The 24,279-nt window shown below is 63.5% G+C and carries 29 protein-coding genes; 15 read left to right on the top strand and 14 right to left on the bottom strand.

Annotation, left to right across the window (positions count from 1 at the left end; genetic code table 11):
* The 11 genes from P1U55_RS12840 to P1U55_RS12790 all read left to right on the top strand — a co-directional run.
* Nucleotides 1-195 (top strand): hypothetical protein (locus P1U55_RS12840; RefSeq protein ID WP_301048020.1); only part of this gene is annotated, 195 nt, incomplete at its 5' end.
* Between the two features lie 91 nt (nucleotides 196-286).
* Entirely contained in the window at nucleotides 287-1,000 is a 714-nt protein-coding gene (trmB, locus tag P1U55_RS12835; RefSeq protein ID WP_301048019.1) for a tRNA (guanosine(46)-N7)-methyltransferase TrmB, read from the top strand.
* Nucleotides 1,001-1,049: 49 nt separating this feature from the next.
* A complete protein-coding gene (gene aroA / locus P1U55_RS12830) occupies nucleotides 1,050-2,405 on the top strand; it encodes a 3-phosphoshikimate 1-carboxyvinyltransferase (protein WP_301048018.1) in 1,356 nt (451 codons plus the stop codon).
* Nucleotides 2,406-2,520: 115 nt separating this feature from the next.
* Nucleotides 2,521-3,135 carry a d(CMP) kinase gene (locus tag P1U55_RS12825; RefSeq protein WP_301048017.1) on the top strand — a complete coding sequence of 205 codons (615 nt, stop codon included), beginning with the start codon at nucleotides 2,521-2,523 and terminating at the stop codon, nucleotides 3,133-3,135.
* Between the two features lie 303 nt (nucleotides 3,136-3,438).
* The gene (locus P1U55_RS12820) at nucleotides 3,439-3,930 is read left to right on the top strand and encodes a BLUF domain-containing protein (protein WP_301048016.1); all 492 of its coding nucleotides are present in this window, start codon (nucleotides 3,439-3,441) and stop codon (nucleotides 3,928-3,930) included.
* Between the two features lie 296 nt (nucleotides 3,931-4,226).
* The gene (gene rpsA / locus P1U55_RS12815; RefSeq protein WP_301048015.1) at nucleotides 4,227-5,909 is read left to right on the top strand and encodes a 30S ribosomal protein S1; all 1,683 of its coding nucleotides are present in this window, start codon (nucleotides 4,227-4,229) and stop codon (nucleotides 5,907-5,909) included.
* Between the two features lie 252 nt (nucleotides 5,910-6,161).
* On the top strand, nucleotides 6,162-7,394 hold the full coding sequence (locus P1U55_RS12810; protein WP_301048014.1) for an MFS transporter: 1,233 nt from the start codon (nucleotides 6,162-6,164) through the stop codon (nucleotides 7,392-7,394).
* A gap of 248 nt (nucleotides 7,395-7,642) precedes the next feature.
* Nucleotides 7,643-7,924 (top strand): integration host factor subunit beta, encoded by a 282-nt coding sequence (ihfB, locus tag P1U55_RS12805; protein ID WP_301048013.1) that lies wholly within the window; start codon nucleotides 7,643-7,645, stop codon nucleotides 7,922-7,924.
* 9 nt (nucleotides 7,925-7,933) lie between these two features.
* Nucleotides 7,934-8,290, top strand: a complete 357-nt coding sequence (locus tag P1U55_RS12800) for a LapA family protein (protein ID WP_301048012.1) — start codon at nucleotides 7,934-7,936, stop codon at nucleotides 8,288-8,290.
* A 23-nt stretch (nucleotides 8,291-8,313) separates the two neighbouring features.
* Complete coding sequence (locus P1U55_RS12795; protein ID WP_301048011.1) at nucleotides 8,314-8,958, top strand: phosphoribosylanthranilate isomerase; 645 nt, start codon at nucleotides 8,314-8,316, stop codon at nucleotides 8,956-8,958.
* 71 nt (nucleotides 8,959-9,029) lie between these two features.
* Nucleotides 9,030-9,476, top strand: a complete 447-nt coding sequence (locus P1U55_RS12790) for a GNAT family N-acetyltransferase (RefSeq protein WP_301048010.1) — start codon at nucleotides 9,030-9,032, stop codon at nucleotides 9,474-9,476.
* A gap of 191 nt (nucleotides 9,477-9,667) precedes the next feature.
* Here P1U55_RS12790 and P1U55_RS12785 read toward each other — a convergent pair whose 3' ends face one another.
* The 6 genes from P1U55_RS12785 to dapA all read right to left on the bottom strand — a co-directional run bounded on the left by P1U55_RS12785 (nucleotide 9,668) and on the right by dapA (nucleotide 14,313).
* Nucleotides 9,668-10,846 carry an amino acid aminotransferase gene (locus tag P1U55_RS12785; RefSeq protein ID WP_301048009.1) on the bottom strand — a complete coding sequence of 393 codons (1,179 nt, stop codon included), beginning with the start codon at nucleotides 10,844-10,846 and terminating at the stop codon, nucleotides 9,668-9,670.
* A 113-nt stretch (nucleotides 10,847-10,959) separates the two neighbouring features.
* Nucleotides 10,960-11,811 carry a 3-mercaptopyruvate sulfurtransferase gene (sseA, locus tag P1U55_RS12780; protein WP_301048008.1) on the bottom strand — a complete coding sequence of 284 codons (852 nt, stop codon included), beginning with the start codon at nucleotides 11,809-11,811 and terminating at the stop codon, nucleotides 10,960-10,962.
* 328 nt (nucleotides 11,812-12,139) lie between these two features.
* Complete coding sequence (locus P1U55_RS12775) at nucleotides 12,140-12,316, bottom strand: hypothetical protein (protein WP_301048007.1); 177 nt, start codon at nucleotides 12,314-12,316, stop codon at nucleotides 12,140-12,142.
* A 102-nt stretch (nucleotides 12,317-12,418) separates the two neighbouring features.
* Nucleotides 12,419-12,895 carry an SsrA-binding protein SmpB gene (smpB, locus tag P1U55_RS12770; RefSeq protein WP_301048006.1) on the bottom strand — a complete coding sequence of 159 codons (477 nt, stop codon included), beginning with the start codon at nucleotides 12,893-12,895 and terminating at the stop codon, nucleotides 12,419-12,421.
* A gap of 69 nt (nucleotides 12,896-12,964) precedes the next feature.
* Nucleotides 12,965-13,441, bottom strand: coding sequence for an SAM-dependent methyltransferase (locus tag P1U55_RS12765; RefSeq protein WP_301048005.1), 477 nt, complete (start codon nucleotides 13,439-13,441; stop codon nucleotides 12,965-12,967).
* Nucleotides 13,442-13,443: 2 nt separating this feature from the next.
* Nucleotides 13,444-14,313 carry a 4-hydroxy-tetrahydrodipicolinate synthase gene (dapA, locus tag P1U55_RS12760; protein ID WP_301048004.1) on the bottom strand — a complete coding sequence of 290 codons (870 nt, stop codon included), beginning with the start codon at nucleotides 14,311-14,313 and terminating at the stop codon, nucleotides 13,444-13,446.
* Between the two features lie 152 nt (nucleotides 14,314-14,465).
* Between dapA and P1U55_RS12755 the strand changes: the two genes are divergently transcribed.
* Nucleotides 14,466-16,475, top strand: a complete 2,010-nt coding sequence (locus P1U55_RS12755; RefSeq protein ID WP_301048003.1) for a lytic transglycosylase domain-containing protein — start codon at nucleotides 14,466-14,468, stop codon at nucleotides 16,473-16,475.
* Between the two features lie 101 nt (nucleotides 16,476-16,576).
* On the opposite strand, the gene P1U55_RS12750 is transcribed toward P1U55_RS12755, so the two are convergent.
* Entirely contained in the window at nucleotides 16,577-17,458 is an 882-nt protein-coding gene (locus tag P1U55_RS12750) for a DMT family transporter (RefSeq protein ID WP_301048002.1), read from the bottom strand.
* The gene (gene mnmD / locus P1U55_RS12745) at nucleotides 17,455-18,111 is read right to left on the bottom strand and encodes a tRNA (5-methylaminomethyl-2-thiouridine)(34)-methyltransferase MnmD (protein ID WP_301048001.1); all 657 of its coding nucleotides are present in this window, start codon (nucleotides 18,109-18,111) and stop codon (nucleotides 17,455-17,457) included. Before mnmD ends, P1U55_RS12750 begins: the two co-directional genes overlap by 4 nt.
* 49 nt (nucleotides 18,112-18,160) lie before the next feature.
* Between mnmD and P1U55_RS12740 the strand changes: the two genes are divergently transcribed.
* Both P1U55_RS12740 and P1U55_RS12735 read left to right on the top strand, forming a co-directional pair.
* Nucleotides 18,161-19,198 carry an FAD-dependent oxidoreductase gene (locus P1U55_RS12740; protein ID WP_301048000.1) on the top strand — a complete coding sequence of 346 codons (1,038 nt, stop codon included), beginning with the start codon at nucleotides 18,161-18,163 and terminating at the stop codon, nucleotides 19,196-19,198.
* 73 nt (nucleotides 19,199-19,271) lie between these two features.
* A complete protein-coding gene (locus P1U55_RS12735) occupies nucleotides 19,272-19,661 on the top strand; it encodes a hypothetical protein (RefSeq protein ID WP_301047999.1) in 390 nt (129 codons plus the stop codon).
* Between the two features lie 7 nt (nucleotides 19,662-19,668).
* Here the strand turns inward: P1U55_RS12735 and P1U55_RS12730 are convergent, their stop codons facing one another.
* Nucleotides 19,669-20,643, bottom strand: a complete 975-nt coding sequence (locus P1U55_RS12730) for a glutathione S-transferase family protein (protein WP_301047998.1) — start codon at nucleotides 20,641-20,643, stop codon at nucleotides 19,669-19,671.
* Nucleotides 20,644-20,873: 230 nt separating this feature from the next.
* On the opposite strand from P1U55_RS12730, the gene P1U55_RS12725 reads away from it, so the two are divergent.
* Entirely contained in the window at nucleotides 20,874-21,224 is a 351-nt protein-coding gene (locus P1U55_RS12725) for a hypothetical protein (RefSeq protein ID WP_301047997.1), read from the top strand.
* A gap of 48 nt (nucleotides 21,225-21,272) precedes the next feature.
* Here P1U55_RS12725 and rnhA read toward each other — a convergent pair whose 3' ends face one another.
* The 5 genes from rnhA to P1U55_RS12700 form a co-directional block, all read right to left on the bottom strand.
* Nucleotides 21,273-21,722, bottom strand: a complete 450-nt coding sequence (gene rnhA, locus P1U55_RS12720; RefSeq protein WP_301047996.1) for a ribonuclease HI — start codon at nucleotides 21,720-21,722, stop codon at nucleotides 21,273-21,275.
* Nucleotides 21,723-21,727: 5 nt separating this feature from the next.
* Complete coding sequence (locus P1U55_RS12715) at nucleotides 21,728-22,393, bottom strand: CDP-alcohol phosphatidyltransferase family protein (RefSeq protein ID WP_301047995.1); 666 nt, start codon at nucleotides 22,391-22,393, stop codon at nucleotides 21,728-21,730.
* The gene (locus tag P1U55_RS12710) at nucleotides 22,386-22,760 is read right to left on the bottom strand and encodes a hypothetical protein (protein ID WP_301047994.1); all 375 of its coding nucleotides are present in this window, start codon (nucleotides 22,758-22,760) and stop codon (nucleotides 22,386-22,388) included. Before P1U55_RS12710 ends, P1U55_RS12715 begins: the two co-directional genes overlap by 8 nt.
* Nucleotides 22,760-23,710, bottom strand: coding sequence for a phosphatidate cytidylyltransferase (locus P1U55_RS12705; RefSeq protein ID WP_301047993.1), 951 nt, complete (start codon nucleotides 23,708-23,710; stop codon nucleotides 22,760-22,762). Before P1U55_RS12705 ends, P1U55_RS12710 begins: the two co-directional genes overlap by 1 nt.
* Nucleotides 23,707-24,279, bottom strand: a 573-nt coding sequence (locus tag P1U55_RS12700) for a 1-acyl-sn-glycerol-3-phosphate acyltransferase (protein ID WP_301047992.1), incomplete at its 5' end; no start/stop codon positions are given. The genes P1U55_RS12705 and P1U55_RS12700, both read right to left, overlap by 4 nt.

The following is a 24,279-nucleotide window of genomic DNA, read 5'->3' as shown; positions in this document are numbered from 1 at the left end:
GCAGGCGAATGGGAAGGCGCGGAAATTGGCTCTAACCCGGCGACCGGCGAACCCGAGGTGAATTTTGGCTTCGCGGTGAGTGACTTTGACGAGGCCGAGGCGCTTGTGCGCAGGGCCGTCAAGGGCACGCGGTATGAGCGCATCCGCGAGATCATGCGGCGCGAGGTTGAACTGGAGCCGCAGGCGATTCACTAAAGCGTTCCGCCAGCTGGCAAGCGGTGCAGACCGATGGGCCATTGCGCCCGCGCGGTTGCATTGGCGCGGGGCGGCGCGTAAACGCCCCCGCATGAGCGAGAGCAAGCATCCCAAGGGCGCCCCGTGGCGCAATTTCTATGGCCGGATCAAGGGCAAGGGCCTGAGATCGAGCCAGGAAGCCTATCTTGATGAAGATCTGGAAGCCCTGTCTCCCGGTGCGGTGGAATGGGAGGCAAACCCCGAGCGGGTTCCGCTTGATCTGGCCGGGCTGTTTGGTGGCAAGGATATATGGCTTGAGGTTGGCTTTGGCGGCGGTGAGCACATGGTGCATCAGGCGGCCGCCAACCCCGATGTGGGGATCATCGGCGCGGAGCCTTACATCAACGGCGTGGCGATGCTGCTGGGCAAGATCCGCCGTGCAGGCGTGAAAAACCTTGCCGTGCATCCCGGTGATGTGCGCGATCTGTTTGATGTGTTGCCAGAGGCGAGCGTGAGCAAGGCGTTTTTGCTCTACCCTGATCCCTGGCCCAAGAAAAAGCACCATCGCCGCCGGTTCGTGACGCCGGAATACCTTGAAGCCCTCGCCAGGGTGGTCAAGCCGGGGGCCGAATTCAGGGTGGCGACGGACATTCCCGATTATGTGCGCCAGACCCTGGAGCAGGTGCCGCGCCATGGCTTTGAGTGGCTCGCCGAAGGCCCCGCCGATTGGCGCGAGCCGTGGGGGGATTGGATTTCTACCCGCTACGAGCAAAAGGCCCTGCGAGAGGGGCGCACCCCGCATTACCTGACCTTCCGCAGGGTTTAAGCCGCGCCGTAAAGCGGCTATCCCCACGGCAGGAAAAGAAGGAACGCTCATGTCGTCACACGGCACTCCCATCCCGATGACCTCCCGCAAATCTGCGCCGCTCAAGGGCGTGGCGGAGGTGCCGGGAGACAAGTCAATCTCGCACCGGTCGCTGATCTTGGGCGCAATGGCTGTGGGCGAAACCCGCATCACCGGCTTGCTGGAGGGTGAAGACGTGCTCGACACCGCCAAGGCGATGCGCGCGCTGGGTGCGGAGGTCACGCAGCATGGGGGTGGCGAATGGTCGGTCCACGGGGTTGGCGTGGGCGGCTTTGGTGAGCCGGAAAATGTGGTGGATTGTGGCAACTCGGGCACCGGGGTGCGGCTGATCATGGGCGCTGTGGCGACCCATCCTTTCGCGGTGACGTTCACCGGCGATGCCTCCCTGCGCTCGCGCCCGATGGGGCGGGTGACAGACCCGCTGGCGCTGTTTGGGGCCATGTCTTATGGGCGCGAAGGTGGGCGTTTGCCGTTGACGCTGGTAGGCGCGAAGGCCCCTGTGCCGGTGCGCTACACCACGCCGGTGCCATCGGCGCAGGTGAAATCGGCGGTGCTGCTGGCCGGGTTGAACGCGCCCGGCGTGACGGTGGTGACAGAGCGCGAAGCGACGCGCGACCACACCGAGCGGATGCTGGCGGGCTTTGGCGCGGAAGTCACGGTGGAAGACACCGCAGAAGGCCGGGTGATTTCGCTCACCGGCCAGCCGGAGCTGCGCCCGCAGCAGATTGCGGTGCCGCGTGATCCTTCTTCGGCGGCCTTCCCGGTGTGTGCGGCGCTGATCGTGCCCGGCTCGGATGTGCTGGTGCCGGGCATTGGCCTCAACCCCACCCGCGCGGGGCTGTTCACCACGCTGCGCGAGATGGGCGCGGATTTGACCTATGAGAACGAGCGCGAAGAGGGCGGCGAGCCGGTGGCCGACCTGCGCGCGAGGTTCTCCCCCGACATGAGCGGCATCGAAGTGCCCGCCGAACGGGCCGCCTCGATGATTGACGAATACCCGATCCTCGCGGTCGTGGCGGCCTTTGCAAAGGGTGAAACGAGTTGCCCCGGTGTGAAGGAACTGAGGGTCAAGGAAAGTGACCGGATTGACGCCATGGCGGTGGGCCTGCGTGCCTGCGGTGTGGAGGTTGACGAAGGCGAAGACTGGTTTGCGATCAAAGGGATGGGGCCTGAGGGCGTGCCCGGTGGGGCGCGGGCCGAGGCGCGGCTCGATCACCGGATTGCGATGTCGTTCCTGATTTGCGGCATGGCCTCGCAAAAGCCTGTGAGCGTGGATGACGGCGGGCCAATTGCCACCTCATTCCCGATCTTCGAGCCGTTGATGGGCAAGCTGGGCGCAAGCGTTTCGCGGAGCAACGCGACGTGATCCGGCGCATCGCTTTCATTGGGTTTTGCGCGGGGCGGGCGGAGTGTTGCCAAACCCTTAAAGGTGCGCGCGGTGCCAAGCGGGCCGGGCGGCGAAGGATGACGAAGGTGAGCAGATGATCTTTACCGTGGCGATTGATGGTCCGGCGGCGGCGGGCAAGGGGACGATCTCGAAAGCTGTCGCGCAGGACTATGGCCTCGCGCATCTTGATACCGGCCTGCTTTACCGCGCGGTGGGCTGGCGGGTGCTGCAAGGCGAGGCACCCGTTGCGGCGGCCACGGCGCTGGAAGCGGGCGATCTGAGCCATGATGACAGGCTGCGCACCCCCGAGGTTGCCCAAGCCGCAAGTGAAGTGGCCGTTCTGCCGGAAGTGCGTGAGAAGTTATTGGATTTTCAGCGAAATTTTGCGCGGCGTGACGGCGGTGCGGTGCTGGACGGGCGCGATATTGGCACGGTGATCTGCCCTGATGCGGATGTAAAACTGTTTGTCACCGCCTCTGCCGAGGCGCGGGCGGAGCGGCGGTTTTTGGAGCTTGAGGCAAAAGGCATTGGCGTGAGCCGGGCGCAGGTTTTGGCGGATGTGCAGGCGCGGGATGCGCGGGATTCGTCACGCGATGCGGCCCCGATGGTGGCGGCAGAGGATGCGGTAACGATTGATACCACCAATATGAGCATCGAAGCGGCCCTAGACAGGGTGCGCGAAATTATCGGCCTGAAATTGCAGGCCTAATCGCGATTAACAGCTGCTGTTGCGTAAAATGACAGGGCGGAAATCCGCTCAGACACAACCTGTACACAAGCAATACACAACCGATGCGCATGTCAAATGACACAGCGCCCGCGCGATTAACCGTGTAGACCCCGCTCTCGAACCAAGGGAAAACCGCCTGCACGGCGCAATTTTCCTTGGAAGCGGCTTGGCAAAACGTAAGTCAGAGGCAACAAGTCTTATTGTCGTCCGACGACTGGTTTTGGTAGTATTTAACAGTCAACTGGTCCACCTGCGGGTGCGCCTCAATAGGGGGAATGATTGATGCAACTTTTGTACCGCTCTGTTGCCAGAGATGAAGAGTTCGCGGAGAGCGATCTTGATATCCTTTTGACGGCGTTGAAGAACAATGGGCCAAAGGGAATTTCCGGGTTTCTGTGGCGTGCGCGCGGACAGTTCTTTCAGGCGTTGCATGGGCCAAAGGAGGCTGTTGCGCCCTTGATGGAGCGGATTGCGCGTGATGAGCGCCACAGCGGCGTGGAGATCTTGCTGCGCGAATCGCGGGATCCGCAAAGCCCCTTTGCCGATTGGTCGATGGGATATGATTACATTGCCGAAGATTCGCTTGGTCTTGGGATGGACCCGAATGGCGCGCGGCCTGTGATTGACGAAGCGAAAGCAAGGCAAATCTGGGAAGCGATGGTTGAACAGGCCCGAAGCCAGGATGAGTGGGGCACGCATTTTCCCTATGCGCGCAAGCGTCAGGAAAGCCTTGATGCCTGGAAAGAGCGGCTGGAGATGGTGCGCCAGGTTTGAGCCGCGCGGCGGCCGGGCAGGGCAGGCGAGAGGCCTGCCGCAGCGGCAACCAGGGCTGAGCAAAGCTCCGCCCGGACCGCTGAAATGGGCGAAACCCCTTGCAAAGCGGCGCTCTGGGGGATAAACGCGCCTTCGTCAAGCGGTCGTGAGAGCTGCTGGCGGAAACTCGGGCAGGGTCGGATCTTTCCGGCCCTGATTGTTTTTCGCTTATCTCGCATTGCCAGAGACCAACCCAAGACCGGCGGAGACAACCGCACGGCCAGTAAACGAAGATCGAAAAAGGAACGAAACGCCACATGGCTCAAAACGCATCTATGGAGGAATTCGAAGCCCTCCTCAGCGAAAGCTTCGAAATCGACACGCCCGACGAGGGGTCTGTTGTCAAAGGTAAGGTCATTGCCATCGAGGCAGGCCAAGCCATCATCGACGTCGGCTACAAGATGGAAGGCCGCGTTGAGCTTAAAGAATTTGCCAATCCCGGTGAGGCTCCCGAAATCGCCGTTGGCGATGAGGTAGAGGTCTATCTTGACCGCGTCGAGAACTCCCGTGGTGAGGCGTCTATCTCCCGCGACAAGGCCCGCCGTGAAGAGGCATGGGACCGTCTGGAGAAAGCCTACGCCGATGAAGAGCGCGTTGAAGGCGCTATCTTTGGCCGCGTCAAGGGTGGCTTTACCGTTGATCTTGGCGGCGCCGTGGCCTTCTTGCCCGGCTCGCAGGTTGATGTGCGCCCGGTGCGCGATGCCGGCCCGCTGATGGGGCTCAAGCAGCCGTTCCAGATCCTCAAGATGGACCGCCGCCGTGGCAACATCGTGGTATCGCGTCGTGCGATCCTCGAAGAGAGCCGCGCCGAGCAGCGCGCCGAGGTGATCGGCAACCTCACCGAAGGCCAGTCGATCGACGGTGTGGTGAAGAACATCACCGAATACGGGGCCTTTGTGGACCTTGGCGGCGTTGACGGCCTGCTGCACGTTACCGATATGGCGTGGCGTCGGGTGAACCACCCGAGCGAGATCCTCTCGATTGGTGAGACGATCAAGGTGCAGGTCATCAAGATCAACAAGGAGACCCACCGCATCAGCCTTGGTATGAAGCAGCTTCAGGACGATCCCTGGGATGCCGTGGAAGCCAAGTTCCCGCTGGACAGCGTGCACACGGGCCGCGTGACCAACATCACCGACTACGGTGCATTTGTTGAGCTGGAGCCGGGTGTTGAAGGCCTTGTCCACGTTTCCGAGATGAGTTGGACCAAGAAGAACATCCACCCCGGCAAGATCGTGTCCACCTCGCAGGAAGTGGAAGTCATGGTGCTGGAGATCGACACCGCCAAGCGCCGCGTGTCGCTTGGTCTCAAGCAGACCATGCGCAACCCCTGGGAAGTGTTTGCAGAAACGCATCCGGAGGGCACCGAGGTTGAAGGCGAGGTCAAGAACATCACCGAGTTCGGTTTGTTCATCGGCCTTCCCGGCGACATCGACGGCATGGTTCACCTCAGCGACCTCAGCTGGGACGAGCGTGGCGAAGATGCGATCCAGTCTTACCACAAGAACGACATCGTTCAGGCTGTTGTCACGGAAACCGACGTTGAGAAGGAGCGCATCTCGCTCTCCATCAAGGCGCTGGGTGGCGACAAGTTTGCCGAGGCCGTTGGCGGCGTGAAGCGTGGTGAGATCATCACCGTGACCGTTACCGCGATCGAAGACGGTGGTGTGGAAGTGGAATACGAGGGCATGAAGTCCTTCATTCGCCGCTCCGACCTCAGCCGCGACCGTGCCGAGCAGCGCCCTGAGCGCTTTGGTGTGGGCGACAAGGTAGACGTGCGCGTGACCAACGTAGACGCCAAGACCCGCCGTTTGGGTGTGTCGATCAAGGCGCGCGAGATTGCCGAAGAGAAGGAAGCCGTTGAGCAGTATGGCTCGTCGGACTCCGGGGCTTCGCTTGGCGATATCCTTGGTGCGGCTCTGAAGCAGGAAGACGAGTGATCGTCTGACGCTTTGGCGTAGCTGAAAAATCGAGAGGCCCCTGCGAGGTGATCGCGGGGGCCTTTTGCGTTTGGCCGGGGCGCGGGGCCGGTCTCCCGCCATCCCACCCCGACCGCCCCCGCGCCCCAGAGGCTGGCGGTGTGAGAGGGGCAGGGGGTGGGAGCCTCCGGCGGGGATATTTGGAGCAAGAAAATGAGGCGCGGTGCTTAAGGTGGCTTGCGCTTGGACTGCTAAACGGGCCTGCTGGCGCCAATGGCCTTGCTTGCGCGCAATCGAAACTTTCGCCTGTTGTTTTCGGCGAGTGCTGTTTCCAACCTTGGGGACGGGGTTTCGGCGCTGGCTTTCCCGTGGTTGGCGACATTGCTGACGCGGGATGCTTTCATGATTTCGCTGGTGCTTTTTGCGACCCGCCTGCCGTGGTTCTTGTTTGCGATTCCGGCTGGGGTGTTGGTGGACCGCTGCGACCGCCGGGTGCTGATGGTGCAAGCGGATGTGTTCCGCCTGCTGTTGACCGGCGGGGTGATTGCCATGGTGCTGTCGCTCCCGGCCTTGCCGCCGGAGGGTAGCGGGGTGCCCTATGTGCTCGGCCTCGCGGTGCTGGCGTTTTTGTTGGGCGCCGCAGAGGTGGTGCGTGACAACGCGGCGCAGACGGTGCTGCCGCAGCTGGTGGCCGGGGATGACCTTGAGCGCGCCAATGGGCAACTTTGGAGCGTTGAGCAGGTGATGGGGGCTTTCGTGGGCCCGCCGCTGGCCGGGGTGCTGATCGCGCTGGCGGTGCCCGCCCCCTTTGCGCTGGATGCGGCGACCTTTGGGGTGGCGGCCTGGTGCCTGTGGCTGATTGCCCTGCCGCCAAGACCGCGCGGAGGGGCGCGGCGGATTTGGCCGGAGGTTGTGGAGGGCTGGCGCTGGATGCGCAGCCATGTGCTGCTGCTGCGCTTTGCGGTGGTGCTGGGGCTGATCAACGCGCTTCACGTGATGGCCTTCACGGTGTTGGTGCTTCTGTCGCAGGAGGGGCTTGGGCTGGGCGCTACCGGCTATGGGCTGCTGCTTGCCGCCGGGGCGACGGGCGCGGTGCTGGCTGGGGTGGCAGGGCCGCCGGTGGTGGCGCGGCTGGGGCCACAGCGGGCGGTGTTGCTTGGCCTCTGGATGATGCCGCTGCCCTATCTGCTGATTGGCCTCACCAGTAGCGCGGTGGTTGCCGGGGCGGCGCTGATGGCGCAGGCGGTGGCCTCGATGTTGTGGAACCTTGTGACGGTAAGCTGGCGCCAGCGGGTGATTCCGGAGGCGCTGCTGGGCCGGGTGAACGCGCTTTACCGGTTTTTCGGCTGGGGCATGATGCCGCTGGGTGCGTTGGCGGGCGGGGCTTTGGTGAGCCTGTCAGAGCCGGTGATTGGCCGCGAAATGGCGCTGCGTTTGCCCTATGTTTTCGTGGCGTTCAGCCTGTTCGCGCTATGCCTGTATGGCAGCCGGAAATTGCGTTTCTGACATTGGGAAACCCATGAAAACGATTCGCCCGAAGCGCGGCCATTTGCGCCAGTTTGCAAATTGCTGCAGTGCCAAAGCCTTGGATTTGCAGGCGGAAAACGGATTATCCGGCGATAAAACCTGTGAATTGAGGTAATCGGCCCATTTCCGACTCAAGGAATTGGTCCTATAGTCAGCGCAGGACTCCAATACCAACGAGCCGCGCATTGCCAGACGCGGGCCACATAAGCGACCTAACGGGGGGAAGCATGATCCGATCGGAATTGATCCAGAAGATCGCGGACGAGAATCCACATCTCAACCAGCGTGATGTCGAGAAGATCGTGAACACCATTTTCGAAGAGATCATTGGTGCGATGTCTGAGGGTGACCGGGTAGAACTGCGCGGCTTTGGCGCGTTCTCGGTGAAACAACGGGATGCCCGCGTAGGCCGCAATCCGCGCACTGGCGAGGCTGTTGACGTGGAAGAAAAGCATGTGCCGTTTTTCAAGACCGGCAAGCTCTTGCGCGACCGCCTGAACGGGAAGTAAACTGATCGCATGATCCGCTATTTACGTTACGGCTTTCTCGCCGCCCTCGCCCTTGTTCTGCTGACGCTTGCGCTCGCCAACCGCGAGCCGGTGACGCTTAAGCTGTTGCCAGCCGAGTTGGCCGAATATCTGAACCTGCCTTATCAGATGACCGTGCCGCTGTTTTTGGCGCTGTTTGCGATGATCGCTCTGGGCCTATTGGTGGGCTTTATCTGGGAATGGTTCCGCGAGCATAAGCACCGCGCCGAGGCGGCGCGCCAGGCCCGCGAAGCCAAGAAGGCCAAGAAGGCTTTGGCCGCTGAACGTACCAAGGATGGCCCGCAGGATGACGTTTTGGCGCTGTTGGATGCGCCGGGCAAAGCCTGAGGGCGCTAAAGAAGGCGGGGCAGATGCGCTCTGACATTCGGGTAAAGATCTGCGGGTTGGCAACGCCCGAAGACATGGCCGCCGTCGCGAAGGCCGGGGCGGCCTATGCCGGATTGGTGTTTTTTGAGAAATCCCCAAGGAATGTGAGCTTGCAGGCAGCCCGTGAGGTGGCTTTGGCTGCGCCCGAAGGCTTGGCCAAGGTGGCGTTGGTGGTGGATGCCACCGATGCGGCTTTGGAGGAGATCTTTGAGGTGGTGCCCTTGGACATGCTGCAACTCCACGGCCATGAAACGCCGGAACGGGTCGCGGCCTTGCGTGCAAAATTCGGCCTGCCGGTGATGAAGGCCGTTGGCGTGGCGGGTGAGGGAGACCTTGCCGCGCTGGAGGATTACGCTCAGGTGGCAGACCAGCTTTTGGTGGATGCCAAGCCACCAGAGGGGGGCCATTTGCCCGGTGGCAATGGGCTGTCATTTGATTGGCGCTTGCTCGCCGGGCGGCGTTGGCCGGTGCCGTGGATGCTGGCCGGAGGGTTAACGGCGCAGAACGTCGCCGAGGCGGTGCGGCTGACCGGGGCGCGGCAGGTGGATGTGTCTTCCGGGGTGGAAAAGACGCGCGGCCTCAAGGACCACGCGATGATTGCAGGATTTGTGAACGCGGCGCAGGGCTGATCCGAGGCAGTGGCCACCCCGCGCTGGATTAAGGCGCTTGGGATGAGCGCAGCAGCGCAAAGGGGCCGGCGATGAGTGTAACCTTCAGAGAAGCGCGGCGAGAGGATGTGCCAGCGGTGGTGGCGCTGCTTGCCGACGACATGCTGGGACGCGAGCGGGAGCGTGAGGATCTGGCTGCCTATCTTGCGGCGTTCGATGCGATGGCGCAGGAGGGCGGCAACCGGCTGATCGTGGGCGAAGAGAGCGGCGAGGTGGTGGCGACTTATCAAATCACCTTTATCTCGGGCCTGTCTCTGGCGGCGGCGCGCAGGGCGCAGGTGGAGAGCGTGCGGGTGGCCGCAAAGCTGCGGGGCCGCGCGATTGGGGAAGCGATGTTTGCCGATGCCGAGGCGCGGGCAAGGGCCGGGGGTTGCAAGCTGATGCAGTTGACGATGAATGTGGCCCGCAAGGATGCGCGGCGGTTTTACGAGCGGATCGGGTTTGAGCCTTCGCATCTGGGGTTCAAGAAGGCGCTGTAAGAAGCCGCGCGGGACGACGCTCCCGCCCACCCACCCCGCCCCGCCCCGCGCGGCCTGTGGCGGGCGGCAGCGCGTGAGTGGCCGCGGCTAGAGCATGTTGCTCAAAAGTGGGAACCGGTTTTGAGCTTCTCGAACATGCGAAATCAATAAGTTAGAGCGTGTCGCGTGAATTCGAATGAACGCGACACGCTCTAAAGTTCGGCGGCGATGGCCTCGGCGGCGACGGGGATGGTGGCATCGGTCAGGCCGGCAAGGTTGATCCGGCTGTCTTCAACCATATAAACGCCGTGGTCTTCCCGCAGTTTGGTGACCTGATCCGTGCTGAGGCCGAGGCAGGAGAACATGCCCTTTTGGTCTTGCAGAGCCGCAAAACGATCAGACCCGGTGAGGCGGCGCAGCTCGCCTGCCAGTGCGGTGCGATTGGCGGCGATGCGCAGGCGCATGCCGTCAAGCTCGGCTTCCCAGCTTGCCCGCAGCTCTGGGGTTGTGAGGATGGTTGTGACCACGCGGGCGCCGTGATCGGGCGGGAAGGCATAGGCCTGCCGGTTGAGCCACGCCAGTGCCGCTTGGGTGGTGGCGAGGTGGGCGGTGTTTTTGCAAGGGGCGAGGACGCAGCCAACCCGCTCGCGGTAGAGGCCGAAGTTTTTGGAGCCAGACACCGTGACGAGGGCTTCGGGCAGGGCGGCGACCATGGCGCGCAGGCCTGCGGCATCCGCCTCCAGCCCATTGCCGAAACCCTGGTAGGCAAGGTCGATCAGCGGGGTGAGTTGGCGCTCGGCCAGCAGCGCGGTGAGGTCGGCCCAGTCTTGTGGGGTGAGGTCGGCGCCGGTGGGATTGTGGCAGCATCCATGCAGCAGGACCACATCGCCGGGGCGGGCTTCGGCGAGGTCGGCGCGCAGTCCGGCGCGATCAATCCCGCCGGTTGCGGCATCAAAATAGCGGTAGGTGGCACGCGGGATGCCCAGCGTGTCGATGATCGAGGCGTGGTTGATCCACGAAGGATTGGGCAGCCAGACGCGGCGGGCCGGACCTGCGGCCAGCTTGATGAGTTCGAGCGCCTGGCGCACCGCGCCGGTACCGCCGGGGGTGGCGCAGGCGGCGATTGGCTGCTCGGTGGTGCCGAGCACCAGCCCGGCCATGGCGGCGTGAAATTCGGGCGCGCCGGTCAGGCCGGTGTAGCCCTTGCTTTCTTGCGTACGCACCAACAGGCTCTCGGCCTCCTTGACGGCGGCAAAGATCGGGGTGCGGCCCTGGGCATCGTGGTAAACGCCAACGCCGAGGTCGATCTTGCCGACGCGCGGATCGTCCGCGAAAAGCTTCATCAGGCGCAGGATGCTGTCTTCTTCGCGGGGGGGCAGGCTTTCAAACATGGCGGGTCTCGGGAGGGCAGGGCCGGGCATTTTCCGTCCGGCAGGGTTGGGGGGAGCGGTGGGGGCTGTTGCTTTCTGGGCGGCGCGTAGGGTGGGTGGGCCCCACCCTTCCGTTAGCGGCCGGTTTCGACGGCGAGGCCATCGTAAAGGCCCCACTCTGCCCAGCTTCCATCATAGAGTGCGTGGCGCGGGTGGCCGAGCAGCTCCAGCCCGAGAGAGAGCACAGCCGCCGTGACGCCCGAGCCGCAGGAGGTGATGACCGGTTTGGAAAGGTTGATCCCGGCGTCCTCAAAGACTTCGCGCAAATCCTGCCCGCGCTTCATGGTGCCGTTGGGGGTGAGCAGGTTATCGAAGGGCAGCGAGCGCGAGCCGGGGATATGGCCCGAGCGCAGCCCTTCGCGCGGTTCCGGGGCCTCGCCTGCAAAGCGGTCTGCCGGGCGGGCATCAACGATTTGCCAATCCCCCAGCTTGGAGGCGGCGGCGACCTGGGTCACGTCTTTCACCATATGGGCCTGGCGCTGGACGGTCATGTGGCGGTCACGGATGATCGGGGGCATATCCTCGGTTGGGCGGTCTTCGGCTTGCCATTTGGGCAGGCCCCCGTCGAGCACAGCGACATCCATCTTGCCCATCAGGCGAAACAGCCACCAGACGCGGGCCGCCGAGAAAACACCCATCCCGTCATAGACCACCACCTGATGCCCGTCGCCCACGCCCATCGCCCGCATCCGGGACATGAACTTTTCGACCGGGGGGGCCATGTGGGGCAATTCGGAGCGGGCATCGGAGACTTCATCAATGTCAAAGAAGCGGGCACCGGGGATATGGGCGGCCTCATACTCGGCGCGCGGATCACGGCCCATTTGGGGCAGATACCACGAGGCATCAAGCACCCGCAGATCCGGGTCTTTCAGATGTGCGGCGAGCCAGTCAGTGGAAACAAGCGTTTTGGGATCGTCAGACATGGGTCGGGTGCCTCGCTTTTGGTCGATAGTGGGTAGCGTGGAGCCGCGTGGGAGGCAAGGGGAAGGCGCAACATGCGCTGAGAGGGCCGGGTTATTCCTTGCCGGCGCTCGGGATTGGGCGCGCGTCTTTCACATGGGTTTCACGTGGGTTTCAAATGGGGCAGGGCGCTGAAATCTCCGGCGCGGATGGGCAAAAGAAGTCTTCTGCCAATGCCTTGCCCGCCGCATCCGGCTTTTGGATGAAACGGCGGGCAGCCGCCGCAACACCACCAGCATTTCCAGCTCCATCGTCAGCGCAAGGCGCTCGTCGTTGAGCTTGAGATAGCGTTCAATGGGGCGGCTCGGGGTGGCCGTAAACGTTAAGGTCAACAATGTAGCAGAGCAGGTGCCAGCCGCCCTGCACGGCATCGAGATCGAAGCCGTAGTGCAGGTGAGCCGCCTGTGTAATCGGGTCTGTCGGGGTGTATTTAATGGAAGATGAGGGCGCGCGCGGTGGCGATGGCAAGGCCGAGGTTCAACCGTTTACGCATCCGGGCAGCGATAAAAGCGAGTTTCTGTTCGCTCAAACGACCTGTGGTGCCAGCCCTGCGCAATGTGGCGCGTGGGGCTAGCCGCCCTGCTTGAGCAACCGTTGCTTTTGGCGGCTCCAGTCGCGCTTGGCGTCGGTCTGGCGCTTATCGGCGGTATTCTTGCCCTTGGCGATGCCGATTTTCATTTTCACGATGCCACGGTCATTGAAGTAAAGCACCAGCGGCACAAGGGTCATCCCCTTGCGCTGGGTGGCGGTCCAGAGGCGTGCGAGTTCCTTTTTGGAGGCCAGCAGCTTGCGGCGGCGGCGCTCTTCATGGCCCCATGTCTTGGCTTGGGCGTAGGGGGCGATGTAGCCGTTCACCAGCCACAGCTCGCCATCCTTGACCTCGGCGTAGCTTTCATTGATCTGCGCGCTTTGGGTGCGCAGGCTCTTCACCTCGGAGCCTTCGAGGATGATGCCAACCTCAAGATCGTCCTCGATGGCATAGTCATGCCGGGCACGCCGGTTTTCGGCGATCACCTTGTAGTTGGAATTTGTTTTGGGTTGGGCCATGGGGGCTGGATATAGGGGGCGCGGGGCCGCGAGGAAAGGGGGCGGCGGGTTTTTGCGGGAAGTCCGGCGTTACTCTTGCGGGGAATCGACGCGAGAGGTGTAGGGCTTGAGGTCAATCACCGGGGTGCCATCAAAGCAATCGGTGGCGTCAATGCTGAGGGTGCCGGTGGTGGGATCAATCGCGGTGATCTGCACACAGCCAAGCGCCACCGGGTTCGGGCGGGCAGGGGAGCGCAGGGAGAAGGTGCCGCGTGGGCCATCCACGTGCCTCGGGCGCTGCACGGTCAGGTCACGGCGGGCCTCGGCCATCCATGTCAGCACCATGATCCACTGGCCCTCTTGCAGGCCAAGCAGCGCGGGGGCAAAGCCCTCGTTCAGCTCGATGCGCGCATTGCCGCCGCCTTCTTCACGGGCGCGCGGCAGGTTGCGCGGCACATCGCCTTCGCGCCAGTCAGAGCGGATATGGCCGATGAAATGCACGCTGGCATCGGCCCGGCTGGCGGGGTCAAACCCCAAACGTTCTTCGCCTTCGCGTGGGGGTTTCATGGTTATAGCAACCCCGCGTGCTGCATGGCGGTTTTGATCAGCGCCTTGGTTTCATCGCCAAGGTCGACCAGCGGGCGGCGCACCTCATCGGTGCAGTGGCCCAGCAGGGACAGGCCGTACTTTGCGCCGCAAACCCCGGGTTCGGCAAAGATCGCACAGTGCAGCGGGATCAGCTTGTCCTGGAGCGCCAGCGCCTTGCTGTAATCCCCCGCCAGCGTGGCCGCCTGCATCTGGGCGCAGAGCGCGGGCGCAACATTGGCGGTGACAGAGATGCACCCCTGTCCGCCCATCGCGTTGTAGCCCACTGCGGTGGGGTCTTCACCGGAGAGCTGCACGAAATCGGGTCCGCACAATTGCCGGGTGATGGCAACGCGGGACAGATCGGCGGTGGCGTCTTTCACCCCGATGATATTGGGGTTCTTCGCCAGCGTGGCCATGGTGTCGGGCATCATGTCCACCACGGAGCGGGGCGGGATGTTATAGATGATGATTGGCAAGCCAACCTCGGCGGCGGCCTCGAAATGCGCGATCAGCCCGCGCTGGGTGGGCTTGTTGTAATAGGGCGTAACCACGAGGGCGGCATCGGCCCCGGCGCTCCTGGCAGCCTCCACCAGCCGCACGGTTTCGCGGGTGGAATTGGAGCCAGCCCCGGCAATCACCGGCACCCGGCCTGCGGCGATGCGCACACAGGCGGCCACAACCTCATCATGTTCGCCATGGGTCAGGGTGGGGCTTTCACCGGTGGTACCAACCGGCACAAACCCGTTGGAGCCTTCGGCGATTTGCCACTCGACCAGGGCCTCGAAGGCGGCAAGATCAAGCTCGCCGTTCTTGAAGGGCGTGACCAGCGCGGGAAGTGAGCCTGTGAACATGAGTATCCTCCTCACACGAGCCGCCGAGCGGCGAATTTGCTGGGCAGTCATAGAGCGGTGCAGCGCCGATGCCAAGTTGTTGTGTTGTTCGTTAACCATCATGGGCTACAGTTAGGCGACCCGCCCTTTGCCTGCTCTTGAGTACCAAGCCTATGCGATTCGTTTGCGCCTTGCTGTTCCTGTCCGTTCTGGCCGCCCTTCCGGCCCGTTCAGAGACCTCTGTGCAGGCCGCACCGGATCTTGCCGTGCCTGCCTCGGCGGAGGTTTCGCAAGAGGAAACCCTTGCGCAGACCACCGGCTTTGAGGCGATGATGAGCGCCATTCGTGAGCAGGATTGGGTCTCGGCCGAGCTTGCGGCGATCTCCGAAGGCGCGCAGATGCAAACGCTGGTCGCCTGGCATCGGCTGCGGGCGGGGGCCGGTACGTTTGATGAATACCTCGCGTTTTTTGCCAGCCATGCGGATTGGCCCGGCCTTGCGCTGATGCATGACCGGGGCGAACGCTCGATTGGCTATGGCGAAAGCCCGGAGCGGGTGTTGGCCTATTTTGATGGCGCAATCCCCAAAAGCGGCCTTGGCGTGCTGCGGCTGATCGAGGCGCATGAGGCACGGGGCGAAACCGGCGATGCCGAGGCGCTCGCAGTGCTGGCATGGCGCTCGCGCACGATGAATGCCTCAACCGAAGCCAAGCTGCTGGATCGCTATGAAAAGCTGCTGGCACCGCACCATGAGGCCCGGCTTGATGATCTGCTGTGGCGCGATCAGCGCACCACCGCCCTGCGCCAGATGGGCCGGGTGGGGGATGACTGGAAGGCGCTGGCCAAGGCCCGCCGCGCCCTGCGCACCCGCGCCGCCGGTGTGGATGCCCTGATTGAAGCGGTGCCCGAAAAGCTGCGCAACGATCCCGGCCTCGCATGGGAGCGGTATAACTGGCGCATCAGGAAGCGCCTGCACGATACCGCGCAAGAGCTGCTGGAAGAGCATTCCACCTCTGCCGAGGCGCTCGGGCGGCCTGAGATGTGGTCAAACTACCGGCGCATCTATGCCCGCCAGCATATGCGCGCCGGACGCACGGCCACGGCCTATAAACTCGCCTCGCAGCATTTCCTCACGGAAGGGTCAGACTACGCCGATCTTGAGTGGCTTTCAGGCTTCATCGCGCTGCGGCAACTGGATGATCCGGAACTGGCGCTCTATCACTTCCAGCGGTTTTCCGAGGCGGTTGAAACCCCGATTTCCCTGGGCCGCGCCGGATACTGGATTGGCCGGGCCTGGGATGCGGCAGGCACCCCCGAAAAGGCGATGGAAGCCTGGATCTACGGTGCGCAATACCAAACCAGCTACTACGGTCTGCTCTCGGCAGAGGCCGCAGGCCTGCCGATGGACCCGTCGCTGACGGGGGCTGAAACCTTCCCTGACTGGCGCTCCACCTCCTTTGCCAAATCCGAGGTGCTCTCGGTTGGGCTGCGCCTGATGGAAGAGGGCGAGCGCGCCCTTGCCGAGCGCTTCCTGACCCATCTCTCCGAAAGCCTTGATCGCAAGGAGGCAGGGGCCTTGGGCCAGCTCGTTCTGGGGCGGGGTGATCCGCATATCGCGCTCAAGATCGGCAAGCGGGTGGCGCAGCGGGCGATCATGATCCCGCACGCCTATTACCCGATGCACCCCATGGCCCAAAAGCCTTGGCCGGTTTCAACAGAGCTGGCGCTGTCCATCGCGCGGCGCGAAAGCGAGTTTGATCCGGTGGTGATCAGCCCCGCTGGTGCGCGTGGCCTGATGCAACTGATGCCCGGTACCGCGCAGGATGTGGCTGGCGAATTGGGCATCGCCTATAGCAAATCGCGCCTCACGGAGGACCCAGCCTACAATGCGACGCTCGGCACAAATTACCTTGCCGGACTGACCGAAATTTTCGGCGATGCCCCGGTGCTCATTTCGGTCGGCTACAACGCCGGTCCGGGGCGTGCGGTGAACTGGGTGAGCGACTATGGCGACCCGCGCTATCCCGGCACCGATGTGGTCGATTGGGTTGAGATGATCCCTTTCCGCGAAACCCGAAACTACGTGATGCGCGTGACCGAAAGCCTGCCTGTTTATGAGGCTCGCCTAACGGGCAAAACCGGGCCGGTGGAATTTACCAAGCTGCTGCGCGGCAAAGCAGATTAACGCCTTGGACGAGGGGATGCGTGCCAAAGGCGCACCGCTGGGCCTGCGCATTTTCTTGCTGAAAATATCCAGACAAACAAAAGGAATGCGCCGCAAGGCGCTCATTTTTGTAACCGCGCGCTGCGGCCTTCCCGCCAGAAGGTGAATAGCCCCGCGCCCACCACGATGGTTGCGCCAAGCACGGTGAGGGGCGAGAGCGTTTCGGAGAAGAACATCACGCCGATGGTCGAGGCAAACACCAGTTGGAAATAGGCGAAGGGTTGCACGGCGCTGGCTTCGGCCAGATCGTAGACCTTGATCAGCATCCAGTGCCCCAGCGCGCCGGAGATGCAAAGCACGCCCATCAGGCCCCAGTCTTCCGAAGCCATCGGCTCCCATGACCAGATGCCAATGACGGTGATCACCACTGCCCCCGCCATCCCTGTCCAGAAAAAACTGGTCGCCGCGCGGTCGATCCGGCCCACGTAGCGGGTGAGCAGCCCGTAGAGCGCAAACATCGCAGCCGCGACCAGTGGCACCACGGCCTCAGGCGAGAAAACGGTGAAGCCGGGGCGCAGGATCACTAAAATCCCGATGAAGCCCACGCCGATCGCCGCCCAGCGTTTCCAGCCGACGGCCTCGCCCAGCACCGGGCCGGAGAGGGCGGCAATGATCAGCGGGTAGCAGGCAAAGATCGCATGGGCCTCCACCAGCCCGAGCAGCACGAAGGACCAGATCGCAACGCAAATCTCCAGCACCAGAAGCGCGCCACGGAAGATTTGCAACAGCGGCACCTTCGAGCGCGCCGCCGCGCGGATTCCACCGGGGCTGCGCGCGGTGATCGCCATGACGAAAGCGGCAAAGAACCAGTAGCGCAGCATCACCACCATTATCACCGGGTATTGCGCGGCGAGGTGGCGCGAGAAGCCGTCTTGCACCGCAAAGATGAAGGTGGTGGCCACCATCAGCAGGATGCCGTTGGTTTGGTTTGACCGCCCGCTCATGCCAAACGGCCCCGGCTCATGTGGCGCTTGCGGCCAAATCCGGGCGCGCGTTCCACCGCAAAGCCTGCGGCCTCCAGCGCCCGGCGCACGTGGCCTGCGGCTGTATAGGTTGCAAAGGTGCCGCGGGGCGCGGTGTGTGCGGCGACTTCGGCCATCAACGACGCTTCCCAGAGTTCGGGGTTTTTGGCAGGTGCAAACCCATCAAGAAACCACGCATCGGCGCGGTGCTGCCAGACGGGCAGCGTTGTGCGGGCGTCGCCCACCACCACCTCAAGGCGGTAGTCCGCCCCTTCGGCCAGCGGCAGGGTGGCGCTGGTGAGCGGGGTTGGATCGAGCGTGGGGAAGGCTTGCAGGGCGCGGGCAATCTCGGGCGGGCGCATGGGGTAGGCCTCAAAACTGGTGTAATGCAGCACGCCACCACAGCCGCTGGCGCGAAAGGCGTCTAGCGTGGCCAGAAAGTTCAGCCCGGTGCCAAAGCCAAGCTCGGCCACATGAAAGCCCGGCTTAAAGCGCTCCGGCAGGCCGTTGCCTGCAAGAAAGGTGTGGCGCGTTTCGGCCAGCCCGTCCTCCAGCGAGAAATACGGGTCGTCAAACCGGGTGGAAACGGGGGTGCCGGCCGCGTTCCACGCAAGCTCTGCCTGCTGGTCGTGCATGGGGGGATGTCCTATGAAGCCCGCAGGAGAATGGCGGCACGCAAGGGGGATGTCCATGGTTGATCTGACAGTGCGGGGCGCGGGGGTGTTTGGCCTTTCGGTCGCCTGGGAGGCGGCGCGGCGCGGGGCCAGGGTGCGGGTGATCGAGCGCCGCGCCATTGGAGCGGGCAGTTCGGGCGGCGTGGTGGGCGCGCTGGCGCCGCATGTGCCGGAAAACTGGAACCCGAAGAAGGCCTTTCAGCTTGAAAGCCTGCTCGCGGCAGAGGGGTTTTGGGATGGTGTGAAGGCGGCGGGTGGGGTTGATCCCGGCTATGCGCGCCAGGGGCGTTTGCAACCTGTTGTTGAGGGGGGTGAGGCGCTGGCCCGCGCCCGTGAGACCAGTGCGGCAGAGCTTTGGCAGGGCCGCGCGGCGTGGCGGGTGATCGAGGAAAGTGCTGCGCCCGAGTTTCGTCCACATAGCCCGACGGGGCTTTATATCCACGATACGCTCACCGCCCGCCTGCACCCCGCGCGTGCCTGCGAAGCCCTGGCGGATGCGCTCAGGGCGGTTGGTGCCGAGATCGTGATTGGCGAGGGCAAGGAAGAGGGCGCGGTGGTCTGGGCGACTGGGGCCGAGGGGCTGGCGGATCTTTCGCAGGATGTGGGCAAGCGCGTGGGCGCGCCGATCAAGGGGCAGGCGGCCTTGCTGGGGTTTGATGCCGCCCATGCGCCGCAGCTTTTTGCCGAGGCGCTGCATATGGTGCCGCATTTTGATGGCACGCTGGCGATTGGATCAACCTCGGAGCGGGAGTTTCATGATGCGGGCACCGATGCGCAGCTTGAGGCGCTGATCGAAAAGGCTGCCAAACTGGTGCCGCTCTTGCACGGCGCTCCGGTGCTGAAACGCTGGGCAGGAATGCGCCCGCGTGCTCGCTCTCGCGCTCCGATGCTGGGGGCCTGGCCGGGGCGGGCGGGGCATTTTGTGGCCAACGGGGGCTTTAAAATCGGCTTCGGGATGGCCCCCAAGGTGGCAGAGGTGATGGCCGATCTGGTGCTGGACGGGCTCGATAGGATCCCCGAAGGCTTCCGCGTGGAAGACAGCCTTTGAACGAATGCGTAAAATCTTAACAATTCGTTAATACCGCGCCCGCGCCGTGCTATGGTCGTCTGGCGAGGTGAATATGAACGAGTTGTTTTTGGCGGCGATCTACTGTGCCCTCATCGCCGGGGGCGAGGCGGAAACACGCCAGCCCTATTCGGTGGGGTACAATCTGCATTACATTCGGGTGGATTGCGAAACGCCGACCCATGTGATCGAGCTGGGGCTCGACAAACGCAGCGCCACCGACAGCGTGCATCAGGCGCTGTTTGCGGCGCAGCTGACCGGCAAAGCGCCCAAGGTTGTGATGATCGACACGGATGGGCGCGAAGACCAGTATGAATATCAGGTGCGCAGCGTCGCTGCGGCCGCCGGGGTGGATTATGAGGTATTTGACAAGGATTACCTCATCCGCTGGCAGATGACCTCATATCTGCGCAACTATCCCACACCGGGGGCGGGCGGCTCTTAGGGCGCCATCAGGCCCGCCCGTGCGGTTTGAGCCAATCAATCTCGGGGCCGATGGGGATGATCCGGTTCGGGTTAATCATGTCATGGCTGTAGTGGTAGTGGCGGATGTAATGGGCGGGCTGCACCGTTTCGGCCACGCCGGGCCATTGGTATAGCTCCCGGGCATAGGCCCAGAGGTTTGGGAGATCGACCAGCCGGTTGCGGTTGCACTTGAAGTGACCGTGATACACCGCATCAAACCGTGCCAATGTGGTAAACAGCCGCCAATCAGCCTCGCTCACCCTGTCGCCCATGAGGTAGCGGTTGTGGGAGAGCTGGCCTTCAAGCCAATCCAGCGTGTCAAACAAGGGGTGAATCGCTGCGTCATATGCCTTTTGGCTGGTGGCAAAGCCCGCCTTGTAGACGCCGTTGTTGACGGTGTCGTAGATCCGTTCGTTCACCGCCTCGATCTCATCGCGCAGGGCTTTGGGCCAGTAATCATCGGTGTTTCCGGTCAACGCGTTGAACGCTGAATTGAACATCCGAATGATCTCGGCGCTCTCGTTGGAAACGATGGTATCGCGCTTGGTGTCGTAGAGCACCGGCACGGTGACACGCCCGGAAATTTGTGGATCAACCCTGGTGTAAAGCTGATGGAGGTAATGCAGGCCAAACAGCCGATCCCCGGTTGCGCCTTCAAAATCGGTGCGAAATTCCCAGCCGTTGTTCAGCATATCGGGGTGCACGACCGACACATCAATATGCGCCTCCAGCCCTTTCAGCGCGCGGAAGATCAGCGTGCGGTGCGCCCAAGGGCAGGCGAGTGAAACGTAAAGATGATAGCGCCCGCTCTCGGCCTCAAATCCGCCCTCGCCGGTGGGGCCGGGGGTGCCATCAGCGGTGATCCAGTTGCGGAATTTGGCGGTGGAGCGCACGAACGCGCCGCCGGTTTTATCGGTGTCATACCACTCGTCTTTCCAGGTGCCGTTCACAAGCTGGCCCATCGCGCATACCTCCTGTTCGCTTGAAGAACAGGTAGGCCTGCCGCACCGATGCGGCAACTTGCGGCAAACCAAGAGCTTCTGCGCGATTGTGCACAGCAGGCTTGGACGCGGCTTAGACGCCGCCAAAAAGGCGCGGTTTCAGGCGGATAGCTGCGCTTAACCAGGCATTTACCTTGACGTTACATGATTCGGCACATCATCCTCTCAAACGTTCTGAGGGGATCTGCACCATGTCTGACTTTCTGCCGATGTCTGTTCGTGAGGGGCTTGAAGCGGCTCGCAAGGACGCGCTGCGGCGCAAATCGCGGCTGAATGTGCGCGATGGCGAGGCCAGCTGGCCGGTGTTGCGCCACTGGTCAAAGGGCTTTTCAGTTCCCGCCGATCCGGCTCCCAATCTGCGCGGGCTGGTTGATTTGTGCGATGGGGAAACGCTGCTTTTTACGTGCCTCATCGTCGCCTCGCGCGACGAAAACGACGAGCGCATCTTCGAGTTCAAGCGCGCCACCCCTGCTGCGGATGCGGCGGCGCTCGATTTCGCCCGGAGCGAATCGGCACCCGCCGGGCTGATCGCCAAGGCCTGAGCGCGCCGCTTTTGTGGCTGCTCAATATGGGCCAGTCGGCGCCAGGTGTTACTTGAAGGGGGCCATTCCGGCGCGGGCCAATTCATCGGCGCGCTCGTTTTCGGGGTGGCCGGCGTGACCTTTCACCCATTCCCATCGCACTTCATGCTGGGCTTGGGCCGCGTCCAGCCGCTGCCACAGCTCAACGTTTTTCACGGGCTTCCTGGAGGCGGTTTTCCAGCCGTTGCGCTTCCAGCCGTGGATCCACCCGGTGACACCGTTTTTCACATAGGCGCTGTCGGTCACAACGGTGATCCTGGTGGGGCGAGAGAGGGATTCTAGCGCCGAGATGGCGGCCATAAGCTCCATCCGGTTGTTGGTGGTTGCCGCTTCGCCACCCGAAAGCGCGCGCTCCTTGATCACCGCCCCGCCCTCCTTGGCCTGCAACAAGGCGCCCCAGCCGCCGGGGCCGGGATTTCCGGAGCAGGCTCCGTCGGTATAGGCGTAAAGATCAGGCATCCGCGCTATGTGCCGGAGCGGCCCGCCGGGGGCAAGGCCTTGAGTGCGCCAATCATGCGTGCGGCGCGGCGCAGCACCGTTGCCGCTGTGCCCAGGGCGATGAGCCACAGGGTGGCGAAGAGCGCCCAGTGGGTGGCGAGCCAAACCACCTCAACCGCACCGAGCACGCAGCCTGCGGTGAGGGCGGCCATGCGGTGCGGCTTGGCCATCGGGCCGCAAAAGTCAGGTAGCAACCCTTCGGCGCGGCCCAATTCGCGAAGGTAGGCGGTGCACACGGCCAGCGCCCCGGCCAGCAATCCAAGCCACGCCTCGCCCACAGCAAGGCCCGCGCCCGCGAAAAACAGCAGATCCGCCACCCGGTCCGGGGCCTCGTTCCAGAACGGGCCATCCGCCGCGCCTTTGCCGCCTTCAACCGCCACCATGCCGTCAAACAGGTTGCAGAGCAGGCGCATCTGGCAGGCCAAGGCGGCAAGGATGAGCAGCAGGGCGCTCAGCACCGGGCCACTGGCCGCATTTCCCCACAGGGCGGCGAAACCGCAAGCGCCGCACAGCATGGAGGCTTGCGAAATCGCATTGGGCGTGGCCCCAGCAGCGGCCAGCCAGCGGGCCGCCGATTGCGCCCATCCGGTGTTGCGCGTGGAAATCGGGCGGCGGGAGGCGGGTTTACCCATTTTGGCGTGTCCACAGGCGAAAGGTGTAGGCGCAGGCGTAAAGCGTGGCGACCGTGCTGGGCAGGGCGAGGGTGGCAAGCACCTCGGGCGTGCCCGCGAGGCTGTGGATGAGCGAAAGCACCGCCACCGAAAGCACGGCGCAGGCCAGCGGTGGCACCAGCAGCCCGGAAAGGCCGGGCAAGCGTGCCACCAGCGCCTCTTGCAGCCGTTTCATGGCAAATGTCAGCCCGGCGGTGAGCGCCCCTTGCACCAAAGCGGCCAGCAGCGGCGCGGGCATCGGGTGGCTCATGTTGGCAAAATAGGCCCAGCCGCCCATCAGTGCCGCCCCGGCAGCGGTATGGGCCAGCGACGAATCGAGCAGGGCCATCAGACGGTGGACCAGAAATAGCGGGTGAGGTGAAAGAAGATCGGCGCGGCAAACACGACCGAATCCATCCGGTCGATAAACCCGCCGTGCCCGGCGATCAGGTGGCCCCAATCCTTGATCCCCCGATCGCGCTTCACCGCCGAAAGCACCAGCCCGCCGAAGAAGCCCATCAGAGTGACGGCCAGCGCCATCCCCGCCGCCTGCACCGGCGAAAACGGGGTGATCCAGAACAGCGCCGCGCCAAGGGCGGTGGCCAAGGCAATGCCGCCGATCATCCCTTCCCAGGTTTTGGAGGGGGAAACGCGGGGCGCGATCCTGGTTTTGCCCACCAGCTTGCCGCAAGTGTATTGCAGCACGTCCGACATTTGCACGACGATCACCAACCAGGCGATCAGCAGCACTTCACGGCCCTCAAAGCCTTCAATCCGCAGGGTCAGCAGCGCCGGAACGTGGCTTACGCAATAAACGCAGATCATCAGCGCCCATTGGGTTTCGGCGATGCGGATGAAGGCATCGCGGGTATCTCCGCCCAGCACCGAAACGACCGGCAGCAGCAGCACCGCGTAGACCGGAATGAAGATCGAGTAGAACCCATACCACTCATCCCAGACCAGCCAGAACTGCACCGGCAACACCAGAAAGAAGGCCGCGAACAGCGCCCAATGGTCGGCGGCGCGCTTGGTGGTGAGGGTGAGAAACTCTCGCAAGGCGGCGAATGAAATAAAGGCAAAGAGCAAGATCACCCCGCCCTTGCCCGCAAGGAACGACAGCCCCAGCAGCGCCGCCATCCCCCACCATGCGTCAATCCGGGCATTCAGGTTTTCGATGCCGGTGTGCGTGCGCTCCGGCCCGGCGCGGGCGCGCAGGCCGCGTGCGATGAGCGTGGCGAAGGTGAGCAGGGCAACCGTGCCAAACAGCAGGCGAAACAGGTGTGGCGCGGCTTCGTTCATGCCTTTGTCTCTTTTGTTTCAAGCGGCGTTTGGGGGGCTTCGGGGCAGGGCCTGAGCGTGTGGAGCGCATCACGGGCGCGGGCCAGAAACGCCTCACGCTCTTCGCCCTCTTCCACCCGCATTGGCGTGCCAAACGTCACCGTGCAGAGCAGGGGCAGCGGCACCAGCTTGCCCTTGGGCAGAACGTGATTGAGATTTTCGATCCAGACCGGAACCATCTCAACTCCGGGCCGTTTGCGCGAAATGTTGTAGATCCCCGATTTCAACGGCAGCAGGGGCACATCCGGCTCCATGTTGCGCTTGCCTTCAGGAAAGATGATCAGCGATGAGCCATCGTCCAGCGCCTCGGTGATTTTTTCCATCGGATCGGCATCGCGCCCTTCTTCGCCTCGGTAAATCAACACGGTGTTGAACACATCGCGCCCAATGAAGGCGCGCAGCTTGTTCTTGAGCCAATAATCGGCGGCGGCTACGGCGCGGGTGCGGCGGCGCAGGCGGGTAGGAAGGGCCGCCCAGATCAGCACAAAATCCCCGTTGGAGGTGTGATTGGCGAAGTAAACCCGCTGGTC

Origin of the sequence: Vannielia sp., assembly GCF_029212645.1 — a bacterium.
Classification (GTDB): Bacteria; Pseudomonadota; Alphaproteobacteria; order Rhodobacterales; family Rhodobacteraceae; genus Vannielia.
This window is presented reverse-complemented; position numbering and strand designations above follow the sequence as displayed.